This window comes from Conexibacter stalactiti (assembly GCF_033542075.1).
GTDB lineage: Bacteria > Actinomycetota > Thermoleophilia > Solirubrobacterales > Solirubrobacteraceae > Conexibacter > Conexibacter stalactiti.
The window spans coordinates 33,471-46,933 of the sequence record NZ_JAWSTH010000006.1 but is presented as its reverse complement, the minus strand read 5'-3'; the positions used below and the strand labels follow the sequence as shown (position 1 = coordinate 46,933).

The following is a 13,463-nucleotide window of genomic DNA, read 5'->3' as shown; positions in this document are numbered from 1 at the left end:
TCCGATGCGAGTCCTCGGCATCCCCGGCAGCGTCCGCCAGGACTCCCACAACCGCAAGCTGCTCCGGGCGGCGGCCGCCACGCTGCCGTCCGGGGTCGAGCTCGAGCTGTGGGACCGGCTGGCCGAGCTGCCCCACTTCGACGAAGACCTCGAGCGCGGTCCCGCACCCGCGGCGGTGCAGGAGCTGCGCGACGCGATCGCCGGCGCCGACGCCGTCCTGATCTCCACGCCCGAGTACAACGCCGGCGTCCCCGGCGTGCTGAAGAACGCGATCGACTGGATCTCGCGGCCGTTCGAGAGCCACCCGCTGCGCGACAAGCCCGTCGCCGTCGTCGGCGCCTCCACCGGCCTCTTCGGCGCGGTCTGGGCGCAGGCGGAGGTGCGCAGAGTCGCCGCCCACATCGGCGCCAGAGTGCTCGACCACGAGCTGCCGGTCGGCCTCGCCGACGGGGCCTTCGGCGACGACGGCACGCTCTCCGATCCCGAGCAGGTCGCGGCGCTCGCCGCCGTCGTGCAGGCACTGGTCGACGACGCGCGGGTGCTCGAGAAGGCATGATGGGAGCGCAATGGAGGAGCTTCCCCTCGCCGAGCTGCCGACCGCGCAGACCGAACGCGCCGACGCGGCGTCCAATCGTCAGCGGATCCTGACGGCCGCTACCGCCCTGTTCGAGGAACGCGGCGCCGAGAACGTCTCGATGCAGGACGTCGCGAAGGCGGCCTGCGTCGGGATGGGGACGATGTACCGCCGCTTCGGCGACCGCGTCGGCCTGACGCAGGCGCTGCTTAGCGAGAGCCATCGCGTCTTCCAGGACGAGATGGTGCGCGGGCTGCCGCCGCTCGGCCCCGGCGCCCCCGCGCGCGAGCGGCTGCACGCCTTCGGTCGCGGCTATCTCGCGATCCTCGACGACCACGCGCCGACGCTTGCGGCGGCGGGCGGGCATCCGCTGCTCGCAGGCCCCGAGGAGGCGTACCGCATGCATCTCGGGATCCTGCTGCGCGAGAGCGGCGCCGCGATCGACGTCGACTACGCGATCGTCACGCTGATGGCGGTCTTCGACTCGCGCATCCACCTGCATCTGCGGCGCGAGCGCGACTGGCCGCTGGAGCGCGTCCAGGACGGCTGGTGCGCGCTCGTCGACAGCTGGCTGGGGATCCCGGTCGCGCCGCGCCCGGCGCAGGCTGACCGCTAGATGGTTGGTGCCGTGACGGGCGTGGTCAGATGTGCGCGCATCGTGGATGCCGGGCGTCGCCCGCCGAGTCAGCACAGGGCGGGTCCCCTTTGCCGGCTCGGCGGGTGGCGATCCGGCGCCGCGAGGCGCGTGCAGCTGGCCGCGCAGGTCGTGGCACCAATCATCTAATCTGGCGGGCGATGTCGCCCTTCTGGATCTGGATGCAGGTCGCGATCGTCATCACCGTGCTGGCCGGCATCGTGATCGCGATCGTCAAGCTGCTCTGAGCAGCCGGCTCCGCCCCGCCCGCGCGGGGATATGATCCGGCCGACCGTCCCAACTGAGAAGGAGAAAGGCGCGTGTTCGGATCGATCGTCGTAGGAACTGATGGGTCCGAAACGGCTCAGGAGGCGGTCAGACAGGCGATCGAGCTGGCGCGGATCGCCGGCGCGGCACTGGAGATAGTGAGCGCGTACGAGCCGGTGTCGGCGCAGCGGCTGCGGGAAGAGGCGGCGGAGACGCCGAAGGACCTGCAGTGGTCGATCAGCCCGCGCGAGGACGTCGACGCGACGCTGCACGTCGTCGAGGAGCAGGCGAAGGAGGCCGGCGTCGAGACGGTCCGCACGTTCGCTCGCCAGGGCGACCCCGCCGACGCGATCCTCGACGTCGCCGAGGAGCAGGGCAGCGGCCTGATCGTCGTCGGCAACAAGGGCATGACCGGCGCCAAGCGCTTCCTGCTGGGCTCGGTGCCGAACAAGGTCTCGCACCACGCGCCCTGCTCCGTGCTGATCATCCGCACGACATAGCAGGCGCAATCGCCCGCCCACCGCGGCAGTCCGTCACCGTGCCGCGTCGCGGGCGGCTGGCTGTCGCCGCGCGTCTTCTCCGGAGCAGCAGCCAGGGCGGTGGGCGGCGCGCTCGATGCCCCCTCGCATCGACCCCCTTGCGCCGCCCACTCGCCCGGCATCCCGGCGCGCCTTCCCCCTCGGACACGCGACCGTACCCAAACCTATGCAGTCGGCGGCATGCGCGTCAACCCCGATGTGGAAAGCATGTTCCGAAGCTGACGATTGGACGCCGCCGATCGGCAGACATCGCGGGGTGGGCGTGTTCTGACGCGTACACACGCCTGCCCGCGGGAAGTGCTAACGAGCCGCGCGGCTGCGCTCGACCGCGTCGGTCAGCAGCTGCTCCCAGCGTTGCGCGTTGCGTTCGAGCGTCTCGCCCTCGACCCACTTGCGCGCGCGCTTGGCGAGCTTGCGTCGCTCGCGCTCCTTGTCGACCAGCCGCACGAGCGCCTCGTACCAGCCGTCGTCGGGGACCAGCCGTCCGCCCTGCTGCTCGCCCATGCCGGCGTAGGGGCCTATCGGCGAGGCGAGCCACGGCAGCCCGGCCGCCGCGTACTCCTTCAGCTTGATGTTGGAGCGGGCGCGGTTGAGCGGGATGTCGGAGAGCGGGGCGATGCCGATGTCGAACGACGTCGCCTCCTGCGTCAGCTCCAACAGCGGGACGACGTCGACGTTGGTGCTGTGCTCGTGGTTGAGCCCCAGCTTGAGCCCGAAGGTCCTGACGCGCACCTCGGGGCGCTCGTCGAGCAGCCGTGAGAGCGCCTCTCGCAGCGGCATCCGCTCGACGTCGAGCTGGTGCTCCAGGCCGGCTATCCAGCCGATCGTGACGCCGCTCTGCGGCCGGCGCCGCTCGACGAGGAACTGCTGCGGGACGTAGTTCTCGACCGTATCGGTGCGTTGGGCCCCGGCCTCGCGCAGCCGCCCGGCGAGCGTCTCGTTGGTCGAGGTGACGAGGTCGACCAACGGGAACAGCCGTCTCATCGCCGTCAGCCGCCGCTGCCACTGGATGCCGCCGAACTTCCGGTACGCGTTGCTGTCCTTCGGCACCGAGCCCATGTCGTCGTCGTTGTCCCAGACGACGGCTGCACCGCCCGCCTTCGCCGCTCTCGCCAGCGCCAGCGCCCGGTCGTCGCAGTAGCGGTGGAGGTGCAGCACGTCGATCCCGGTCATCTGCCCCAGCGGCGGCCGGCGCTCGTCGGTCGACAGTCTCGTCATGCGGTGACCGCGCAGGCCGAGCACCATCATCGGCGCTATGCCGCGATAGAAGCCGTTGCCCGTTCCCGGGTCGGCGAGATAGGCGATCCGCATCGGCCTAGCATGCCCGAGCGCACCCGCCGCGAGCAAGGGCGAACGGTCGATCCGTGCCGCGTCAGCGAGGAGCGCGCGTGGACGTGCGAGCGAGACAGCTCGGCGTCGGCACCGCCGGCGAGGTCGCCGCACCGGCGTCGACGAGGCCCCAGCCGTAGATGCGGTTGGGGCCGGGGATGCCGAGCGCTCTCGCGGTCGCCTTGATGCGGCATTCGACCTGCGCCGGCGTCGGGTTGGTCCCGATCACCTTCGTCGCGATGATCAGCGCCGCCGTCGCCGAGACGTGCGGCGCGGCCATCGAGGTGCCGTCGTAGCCGGCCGGCAGGCCGAAGCGGCTGACCGAGCCGGCGTAGGTCATCTGGTAGATGTCACGCCCGCGATGACCCGCCTGGCAGTTGGGGTCCTGCGTCAGCGAGGCGTTCTCGCCGCCGCCGGGCGCGACGATGTCGAGGCCGACGCCGTCGTTGGAGAAGCTCGCCAGGCAGCCCTGGTCGGTCGTCGCGCCGACGGAGACCACGAGGCTGGCGCGCGCCGGATAGGCGACCTGCGCCTCGCCCTCGTTGCCGGTGCTGCCGATGACGATCGAGCCCCGCTCGGTCGCGTAGCGGATCGCGGCCATGATGTCCGGTATCTCGGAGGCGCGGACGCTTGTCGAGAACTCGAGGCTCATGTTGATGACCTTGGCGTTGTGGCGCGCCGCGTAGCGGATGCCCTTCGCGATCGTGGCGGCGTCGCCGTAGCCCTGCGAGTCGAGCACGCGCACCGGCATGACCGTCGCGCCGTAGGCGAGCCCGGTGACGCCGAGACGGTTGTTGGTCGCCTCCGCGATCGTGCCGGCGACGTGCGTGCCGTGGCCGTTGCGGTCGACGGCCTCTCTGCGGCCGTCGACGAAGTCGTACGGCGCGACGAACTTCGTCCCGGCGAAGTCGGGCGAGGCCTTGAAACGACCGAAGTCGCGGTAGGCGACGCCGGTGTCGAGCACCGCGATGCGGACGCCGCGGCCGCCCGGCGCCCCGGCTGCGTCGGCATTCGTCCAAGCCTCCAGCGCTCCGACGCCTCTGTCGCCGAAGAAGTTCCACTGCAAGGCGGCGAGGCCGCCCGGAAAGCCCTTGATGCCGGTGTCGTCGGGCAGCGGGACGACGCTGGCGCGCGCGATCGGGTTGGGCGCGGCGTACTTGACGCCCGGCTGACGGCGGAGCTTCGCCACGGTCGCACGGACCTGTCCGGCCGGCACGCGCAGCACGCGCGTGCGAGTGCTGCCGGCGTCGGACCCGGCAGCGGCGCCGACGGCGCGGGCGGTCGCCGCCTGCGCACGCGCGTCGACGGCCGGCTCGTAGCCGACGACGACCTCGCCCGGCGCGTACGCGGGAGCGCCGCCGTTGGAGGCGGCGGCACCGCTCGGGGCGGCGGCGACCGCGGCGCAGGCGGCCGCGAGCGCGACGGCGAGCCGGCGGCTGCCGAGGGCGGGGAGGAGCGGGCGGTTGCGCAAGCGAGCGGGTGCGGGGAAGAAGGGGGGAGCCAGGGAGCGGCTGCGGAAAGCTTCCCGCACGTTCCTTAAGACATCATCGGTCTTCGAAAGTTTCCCCTTTACCCCGCCTTCTGTGCGCCGTCGTGCGCGCGGAGACGCCATGACCGCCCGCTTCTTCCCACGTGACGAGTACTTCATGCGCCTCGCGATGCGCGAGGCGGAGCGTGCCTTGGCGCATGAGGACGTGCCGGTCGGGGCCGTCGTGGTGCATGACGGCGAGGTCGTCGCGACCGGTCACAACGAGCGCGAGCTGCGACAGGACCCGACCGCGCATGCCGAGGCGATCGCGCTGCGCGAGGCCGCCAGAGCGCTCGGCAGCTGGCGCGTGCTCGACGCCGTCCTCTACGTGACGCTGGAGCCGTGTGCGATGTGCGCGGGCGCGATCGTGCTCTCACGGGTCCCGCGCGTCGTCTTCGGCGCGTGGGATCCCAAGGCCGGTGCCGCCGGCAGCGTTCTCAGCATCCTCGACCACCCTCAGCTTAACCATCGACCTGAGGTTGACGGTGGGCTCCTCGCGGACGAATGCGCCGCCCAGCTGCGGGCCTTCTTCGCCAGCCGGCGGTGAGGGGCGGCACGGCGGCGGGCGACACCACGCGGCGCGCCGGTTCCGCGGGCGGGGTGGCTTCCAGCCGCCTCGCGCGCGAGTTCGCTACCCTTTTTGCTCCACCCGGAGAGGTGGCAGAGCGGTTGAATGCGGCGGTCTCGAAAACCGTTTCGGGCGTTATGCGTCCGACGAGGGTTCGAATCCCTCCCTCTCCTTCTCACGACGCCGGCGCTGTGCGCCGGCGTTCGTCGTTCCGGAGCCCGCCCGCCCAGGACGTCGTCTGCCCCAGCCGGAAACAAGACCAATGATGTTCGCGCCGACGCAAATTGTGTGTCACGCGTGAATCCACCGTTCGGTTGACCGCTTCTTAGCTCGTCGTTATAGTCCCTGTCGTTGGTCGCAAGGGAGTCTGCGAGGAAGTGTCGACTACCGTCAGGTGCCCTCGCAGTGGCTCTAGGGGGATCGATGCCGTTCGTGGCGCGGGGTGACTCGCGTGGTCGACGAACGCCCAGTGGGGCGGAGCGAACCGCATCGTCGAGAAGGGGGGAAGTCGAGCTCTCATCTGAAGTAACGGCCTTGCCACGGTGCGTGCACCGATGCGCGTACCGTTCATTTCATTCACTTTCGCTGGTCCGGAGCTGTGTTCTTCCGGGTCGGCACATAGGAGATAATCAATGCGTAAGTCATTCCTTCTCGGACTCGTCGCGATGTTCGCGCTCGCGTTCGGTGCCAGCACCGCCTCTGCATTCCCGATCTCGGCGAGCCCGGGTGGCGCCATAACGGCCACTGGCGCGAGATTCACTGTTGAGGGCCCGCTCGGCGTCAACGTCATTTGTAACGTCACGATGACCGGTACTCTCGCGACGTCGGCCGCCAGATCCGGCGCGTCGATCGGCACGATCTCCGGCGTCAGCCTCTCCGGCTGCAACTACACGACGACCGTCCTAATCGGGTCGGGCTGGGGCATAAGAGTCAACAGCCATGACACGCCGCTGACGAGCGTCCTAAACACGATCAACAACGTCGCGTTCGAGGTCCAGGGCCTCCCGCTCGCCGGCACGTGCCTATTCACTGGCTCGATCAACTTCCTAATCGGCGTGAGCGGCGGTCTGAGCCAGGGCATCAGAACCCTAGCTAGCACCCTGACGTCGGGTTGCCCGCTGATCACGGGCAGAGTGGTCGCTGATCAGGCGTTCACCCTCTCGCCGCAGCAGAGACTCACGATCTGATCGCAGCCTCACGGTAGGACAGGCCGTACCAACGACCTGGAAGCAGCATAAGAGCCCCCGCAACGAGCACGTTGCGGGGGCTTTTTTCTTGCTGTCGAACCTGTCTCCTCACGAGGTGCCGACTGCGGCGGTCCTGTGCCTGAAACGTTCCCGTTTGCGATTAGACACGCGGGCGTCTATCTTTGCTGGGTGGAGCGTCGCATGGTCGCGGTGCGAGGACGAGAGGGCCATCAGCACAAAGATTCAGGGGCGACCTCGGGACCCGGGGCTGGACCCTTGGCGTGTGCGCAGGTGGCCGGAGGAGGAGGAGCAGATGCGCAGCCAACGGATTGATCGGATGGACGCGCGGTGCGCGCTCTCGTGCTCGACAGCTCCGACGCTTCGCGCGCATCCCGGGGGTGTTCGATGAAACGCGTCACCGTAGGGAATCCAGGAGAGAGGACTCATCGGATGAAGAGCAAGCGCGCGCACGTCGCGCCGAAGGCCGCATTGGTCGGCATCGCCGCCACTTTGCTGCTGCCGGGCGCGGCGCTGGCAGCGTCCTCGTACACGTGGAGAGGCAGTTTCTCGGGCCAAGGCTCCAGCGATGGCCTGATGGTCAGACCGAAGCACATCGTGGTTGAGTCGAGAACGGGTTACATCTTTGCAACCGACTCGGGCAACGGCCGGATCCAGATCTTCAGACCGAGTGGCGTGACCGCGACCTACCTCACCCAGTTCGACACTGGATTGACGACCCCGGTCGGCCTCGCGATCGATCAGGACACCGGCGATCTCTACGTCAGCGACAGCGGTAGCAACGAGATCGTCAAGCTCACCAGCGACGGCGCGTCGACGCCGACGTACACCGTCGATCCGACGTTCACGAGCCCGACGGGCGGAGCTGCTCCCGGTGAGATCGGCAACTTCGCCGCCCCCGTCGAGCTGGCGCCGAACGGCGACCTGCTCGTGGCCGATCCGGGCGACAACAAGGTCCAGCGCTACGACGGCGACGGCGACTTCATCAGAGAGTTCGACGGTTCCAGCTCGCCGGCGGCGTTCACCGGCCTGCGTGACATCGCTGTCGACGGCGACGGCGAGATCCTCGTCGTCGACGCCAACGGCGACATCTTCGACGTCGGCACCTCGCGCGTCGTCCGCTTCGATGCCGACGGTGGCTTCATCGCCACGGTCGGACCCGTTCCGACGCCGGACTCGGTCGGGATCGACCCGAACACCGACGACGTTGTCGTGTCGGGCAACATCAACGATTCGTACTGGAACAGCAACCCGCTGAAGTACTACGTCTTCAGAGCCGACGGAGCGCCTCGCTCCGAGGGTGAGCTCCCGGGCTCGATCGTCTACAGCGGTCTGCCCAGCACCGCGATCGACGGCGCGAACGCGAAGCGGCTGTACATCCTCTCCGACAGAGACCCGAGCGACGGCTTCGGCGAGGTGACGATCCAGGTGCTCGATCCGCCGCTCGCGGCCGCGGCGACGACTTTGGGCGCGCAGTCGACGGAGTCGACCGCGCGACTGTGGGGACGGGTTGACCCCAACAGACAGGCGACGAGATACTGGTTCGAGTGGGGTGTCTCCGACAGCTACGGTCAGAGCATCCCGGCGGCGAGAGACGGTGACGCCGGCAGAGGCGACAACCCGCTCGAGGTGTCGCGCTCGATCGTCGGGCTGCAGGCCGGCACGACGTACCACTACCGCGTCGTCGCGGAGAACGACGCTGGCACCGTCTACGGCGCCGATCGCACCTTCACGGTCACCGGCTCCGTGACGCCGTCTCCGACGATCGGCCTGCCGGACGGACGTGGGCTCGAGATCGTCTCCCCGGGCAGAGCGAAGGGTTCGGGCGAGCTGAGCCAGCAGTACGTCCAGACCACCGGCGACGGGACGAGAGCGGTCTACCTCGCCAACAATCCCTTCGGCGACGCCGGTCATGGCCTCGGCGGGATAGGGACGAGCCTCGCGTTCGTCGCGCAGCGGACCGCCTCCGGTTGGACGTCGCAGTTCGCGACCAACGCGCCGCAACCGTCGACGGCGCTCAACGCCTCGTCGTTCCGGCCCGACTTCCTCGGCGCCTCGACGGACCTCTCGCGCACCTTCTTCACGGTGGAGTACTACAGAACGCCGGGCTTCACGAGCGGTGTCTGGAGCAATGACGCCGCCGGGCGGCCGAGCCTGCTGGCTGCACGGCCGGCGAGCACGCTGGCCTCTCCCGTCCTGCTGCTCTCGTCGGATGACGGCGACCATCGGGTGATCGTCAGCCAGAGACCGATCGGGCCCGTTCCCGGACCGATCGTCCCGGTCGGCAACACGCTGTGGGAACAGACCGAGAGCGGCCAACTGCGGCTCGTCAACGTCGATGACGCCGGCGACCTGCTGCACGAGACATCGGCGTCGGTCGGCAGCGGCGGCGGTTCCGGCCTCGAGTCGCGCCCGCTGTCGACACAGAAGCACTCAATCTCGCACGACGGCTCGCGGATCTTCTTCCTCTCGCGCGCCCCGGGGTCGTCGAATAGCTCCCCGGCGCGGCTGTACGTGCGCGTCGACGGCGAGCGGACGATCGAGCTGTCGGCTTCAGCGCAGTCATCGCCGACCTCGCCGACCTCTGACGCCCTCTTCGCGGGCGCATCGGCGGACGGAACGAAGGTCTTCTTCGCAACCTCCGACCAGTTGACGGACGACGCGACCGGCCCGGGCCCGTTCCTCTACGAGTACGACCTCGCCGAGGGCGCGACCAGCGGCACGCTGAAGCTCATCGCGGGTCTCGACCATCCGGTCTCGACCACGTTCGTCGCCAACAGCTCCACCGAGTCGATCGCCCAGACGCTCGTCGCTGACGACGGTTCCGCCGTCTACTACCTGTCCGCCGACGACGGCGGCAGCGTGTATGTCTACGACACGGTCAGCGGCGTGACGCAGCTCGTCGCCAGAGGCGTCGGAGCGGTGCCGCTGGCGCCGACCTCAGATTCGCTGCTGACGTCGATTGGCGCCGAGACGACGCCGGACGGGCGCTACCTGCTGTTCGGTTCCAGCAGAGAGCTGGTCGCCGGCGTCGAGGACACCAACGATGGGCGCAAGCTCTACCGCTACGACGCCGTGAGCGGCGAGGTGACGCTCGTCTCCACGACGCCTACGGCCCCGCCGACGAGATTCGACGCGGACGTGCGCGGTCGCAGCTTCTCCAACATCAACATGCCGATCGACGCCAACGCCATCTCGGACGACGGCAGATACGTCTTCTTCCAGACGAGCGCGGCACTGCTGCCCTCCGACACGAACAGCAAGCTCGACGTCTACCGTTGGCAGGCAGGCGACGGCGTCGCAATGGTTACCGACGGTGTGGGCAAGAGCGACTCGAACCTCGCCGGCGCCAGCACCGACGGCACGAGCGTCTTCTTCCTGACGCTCAACGACCTCCTGCCGCAGGACGGGGACGGCTTCTACGACCTCTATGTCGCGCGCGTCGGAGGCGGCTTCCCCTACCAGGGTGAGCCGACGCCGTGCAGCGGGGACGCCTGCCAGGGCACTCCGACGACGCCGCCCGCGGGTCCGAAGTCGCTGTCCGACGCGTTCTCGGGTTCGGGCAACGCGGCCGACGAGCCGGCGCCGCAGAAGGCGAAGGCCGGCGTGACGCTGACCAAGCCGAGCGCGAAGCAGAAGCGGACGCTCGCGGCGAGCGGCAGCATCACGCTCTCCGTCAAGAGCGTCACGGCGGGCACCGTCAACGGGCGCCTGCTCGTCAAGAGCGGCAAGAGATGGACACGCGTCGGCAGCGGCAAGGCATCGGCGAAGGCCGGCGGAACGGTCCGGATCACGCTCAAGCTGTCGTCGGCGATGCGGGCGAGACTCGCTCGCACCGGCACGCTGCGGGTCCGCGTCGAGGTGGCGCACGCGGGCGGCGGCGCGACGAAGAGCAACGGCTTCGTCATTCGCGCCGCGAAGCCGGCCAAGTCCTCCGCCGTGAACGGAGGCCTTCGGTGAGCGATCTGATCAAGCAGAAAGGGATCAACGTGTCGATCAGAACCCCCTTCCAGGCGGCTAAGGGCCGCCTGGGCCGGCGGTTCGCCGTCGCGGCCGCCGTCGCTGCGGTCGGCGGCGGCTTGGCTGCGGCTCCCGCGAGCGCTGAGTTCGGGTTGCGCCCCGACCCGGGCAACCCCGCGGTCGTCGACTTCCAGGCCGACGCCTTCGACCAAAACGGCGATCCGTACACCCAGGCGGGCGGCTATCCGTTCCGGGCGACGACCTCTTTCACCTTCAACTCGGTGAGAGACATCGACGACAACGAGATTCCGGACGGCAACGCCAAGGACATCCTCATCGATCTGCCGGCCGGCCTCGTCGGCAACCCGCAGGCCGTCGCGACCTGCGAGACCGAGCAGTTCATGCAGACGATGCCGAACGGTCTCAACGCCTGCCCGATCGACTCGCAGGTCGGCATGGTGCGGCTCGACCTCTTCAACGGCGGAAACTACGTCTACTACACGCCGATCTACAACATGAGACCGGCAAGCGACGAGATCGCGGCGTTCATGTTCTCCGCTGTGACGGTGCCGGTTCGCGCGGTCCCGACGGTGCGGAGCAACGGCGACTACGGCCTGCTGATCAGCACGACCAACATCAACGAGACCGTCGGCATCAGAAGAGTCGAGTTCTCGCTGTGGGGAGTGCCGGCCGACCCCGCGCACGACAGAGATCGTGCGTACCTGCAGATCGACTACAACGGCGCGCCGTTCCAGAGATTCGGCGGCAACGTCTCGGCGTCGTCGACGCCGAAGCCGTTCTTCATCAATCCTGCGACCTGCGATCACGGCCCCTACACGACGTCGCTGCGGACCCGCTCATGGCAGAACCCCGCCGAGTGGAAGTCGTACTCGGTGCTGACGAAGTCAGGCGTGACGGGCTGCGGCAACCTGAAGTGGGAGCCGTCGATCAACGTTCAGCCGGACAACACGCAGGCGGGGGCGCCGACTGGGCTGCGCGTCGACATCGACGTCCCGCAGCACGACAACCCAGCGGTGCCGGCGACGCCGCCGCTGAAGAAGGCCGTCGTGCGGTTGCCCGAGGGCGTCCGCGTCTCGCCGTCGGCCTCCGACGGCCTCGGCGCCTGCACTGACGCGCAGGTCGCGCTCAACTCGACCGGCCGCGCCAGCTGCCCGGACTCATCGAACATCGGTACGGTCGCGATCGACACCCCGCTGTTGGCCGAGCCGCTCGTCGGCAACATCTTCCTCGGCACCCAGCGGCCCGATCAGCTGTTGCGGCTGTTCATCGTCGCCGAGGGCCGCGGGAACCTGATCATCAAGCTGCCGGGCAAGGTCGACCCCGATCCGGTCACCGGCCAACTGCTCGCGACGTTCGATGACAATCCACAGCTGCCGTTCAGCAGACTCTCGCTGTACTTCAAGGGCGGCCCGCGTGCGTCGCTGACCAACCCATCGACGTGCGGCGTCAAGACGACGACGACCGGGCTCTCCGCATGGAGCGGTCAGGTCGCGCAGCCGTCGAGCAGCTTCACGATCGACCGTGGGCCCAACGGTGGACCGTGCGCCCCGCTGGGCTTCGCTCCGGGCTTCTCGGCCGGGACGACCAACGCGACGGGCGGAGCTGACTCCAACTTCACGCTCACGTTCTCGCGCTCGGACGCTGACCAGGAGCTGAAGGACCTGACGGTGAGACTTCCGAAGGGTCTGCTTGCACGGATCGCCAACGTCGACCTCTGCGCTGATGCGCTGGCGGCGGCGGGGACCTGCGGTGACGGCTCGCGGATCGGTTCGGTCACGACCGCCGCCGGTCCGGGCACCAGCCCGTTCCACCTGCCCGGCCGGGTCTACATGACCGGTCCGTACAAGGGCGCGCCATATGGCATGTCGATCGTCGTCCCGGCGGTCGCCGGGCCGTTCGACCTCGGCACGGTCGTCGTGCGCACCGCGGTCCACGTCGATCGCTCGACGACGGAGTTGAGCATCGTCTCGGACCCGCTGCCGTCGATCCTGATGGGCATCCCGCTGCAGATCCGGTCGGTGAACGTCAGCGTCGACAAGCCGTCGTTCATGTTCAACCCGACCAACTGCACCGCCGCGAAGGTGGCGGGCACAATCGGCTCGATCGCCGGTGCGCTCGCGAACGTCTCCAGCCGCTTCCAAGTCGGTGACTGCGCCACGCTTCCGTTCAAGCCGAAGATGGCGCTCAAGGTCGGAGCGAAGGGCAAGCTGACGAGAGGCAAGCGGACGCCGTTGACGGTGACGCTGTCGATGACGAGAGGGCAGGCGAACAACAGATCGGTGCAGGTGACGTTGCCGAAGGCGCTCAACGCGCGACTGGACGTCGTCAACCGCAGAGTGGCCTGCTCGATCGAGCAGTTCCGCGCCGACAGATGCCCGATGGTCGTCGGTTCCGCGTCGGCCGTGACGCCGTTGCTGCGCGATCCGCTGCGGGGTCCGGCGTACTTCGTCTACAACCCGGACCGGAGACTGCCGGACCTCGTCGTGCGGCTGAAGGGGCAGGTCAACGTCGACCTCGTCGGCAAGGTCACTATCACCAGAGACCTGAAGCTGCAGACGACCTTCGACACGGTGCCGGACGTGCCGATCACGACGTTCCGGCTGGCGCTCGAGTCGGGCAGCAGAAACGGCCCGATCGGCGTGACGAGAAACCTCTGCGCAGCGACGACGAGAAAGGCGCTCGCCGCCGATCTGGCCTTCGTCGCGCAGAACAACCGCAAGGTCACCGTCGGCCAGAAGATCTCGGTCGCCGGATGCGGCAGAGCGAGCTCGAGATCGAAGAGAGCGAGCAGATCGAACAGAAGATCCAGCGCGAAGAAGAAGTCCAAGCGCTGAGAGC

At 68.8% G+C, this 13,463-nt stretch carries 10 protein-coding genes and 1 tRNA gene; 9 read left to right on the top strand and 2 right to left on the bottom strand.

Annotated features, from left to right (window positions below):
* Positions 1-4: 4 nt before the first annotated feature.
* From R7226_RS04205 to R7226_RS04190, 4 genes are all read left to right on the top strand, one after another.
* A complete protein-coding gene (locus R7226_RS04205) occupies positions 5-556 on the top strand; it encodes an NADPH-dependent FMN reductase (RefSeq protein ID WP_318595785.1) in 552 nt (183 codons plus the stop codon).
* 10 nt (positions 557-566) lie between these two features.
* Positions 567-1,190: a TetR/AcrR family transcriptional regulator gene (locus tag R7226_RS04200; RefSeq protein ID WP_318595784.1), complete on the top strand. Its 624-nt coding sequence runs from the start codon at positions 567-569 to the stop codon at positions 1,188-1,190.
* A 104-nt stretch (positions 1,191-1,294) separates the two neighbouring features.
* Complete coding sequence (locus R7226_RS04195) at positions 1,295-1,456, top strand: hypothetical protein (RefSeq protein WP_318595783.1); 162 nt, start codon at positions 1,295-1,297, stop codon at positions 1,454-1,456.
* Between the two features lie 72 nt (positions 1,457-1,528).
* Entirely contained in the window at positions 1,529-1,975 is a 447-nt protein-coding gene (locus R7226_RS04190) for a universal stress protein (RefSeq protein WP_318595782.1), read from the top strand.
* Positions 1,976-2,314: 339 nt separating this feature from the next.
* On the opposite strand, the gene R7226_RS04185 is transcribed toward R7226_RS04190, so the two are convergent.
* Together R7226_RS04185 and R7226_RS04180 are read right to left on the bottom strand one after the other, a co-directional pair.
* Complete coding sequence (locus R7226_RS04185) at positions 2,315-3,325, bottom strand: glycosyltransferase family protein (RefSeq protein WP_318595781.1); 1,011 nt, start codon at positions 3,323-3,325, stop codon at positions 2,315-2,317.
* Between the two features lie 61 nt (positions 3,326-3,386).
* Positions 3,387-4,814 (bottom strand): S8 family serine peptidase, encoded by a 1,428-nt coding sequence (locus R7226_RS04180; RefSeq protein ID WP_318595780.1) that lies wholly within the window; start codon positions 4,812-4,814, stop codon positions 3,387-3,389.
* 139 nt (positions 4,815-4,953) lie between these two features.
* Between R7226_RS04180 and tadA the strand changes: the two genes are divergently transcribed.
* The 5 genes from tadA to R7226_RS04155 all read left to right on the top strand — a co-directional run bounded on the left by tadA (position 4,954) and on the right by R7226_RS04155 (position 13,459).
* Entirely contained in the window at positions 4,954-5,418 is a 465-nt protein-coding gene (gene tadA / locus R7226_RS04175; protein WP_318595779.1) for a tRNA adenosine(34) deaminase TadA, read from the top strand.
* Between the two features lie 104 nt (positions 5,419-5,522).
* Positions 5,523-5,612, top strand: a tRNA-Ser gene (locus R7226_RS04170).
* 459 nt (positions 5,613-6,071) lie between these two features.
* Positions 6,072-6,626, top strand: a complete 555-nt coding sequence (locus R7226_RS04165) for a hypothetical protein (protein ID WP_318595778.1) — start codon at positions 6,072-6,074, stop codon at positions 6,624-6,626.
* Positions 6,627-7,076: 450 nt separating this feature from the next.
* Complete coding sequence (locus R7226_RS04160) at positions 7,077-10,604, top strand: NHL repeat-containing protein (RefSeq protein ID WP_318595777.1); 3,528 nt, start codon at positions 7,077-7,079, stop codon at positions 10,602-10,604.
* Positions 10,601-13,459 carry a hypothetical protein gene (locus R7226_RS04155; protein ID WP_318595776.1) on the top strand — a complete coding sequence of 953 codons (2,859 nt, stop codon included), beginning with the start codon at positions 10,601-10,603 and terminating at the stop codon, positions 13,457-13,459. The genes R7226_RS04160 and R7226_RS04155 overlap by 4 nt, the downstream gene beginning before the upstream one ends.
* Positions 13,460-13,463 lie beyond the last annotated feature (4 nt).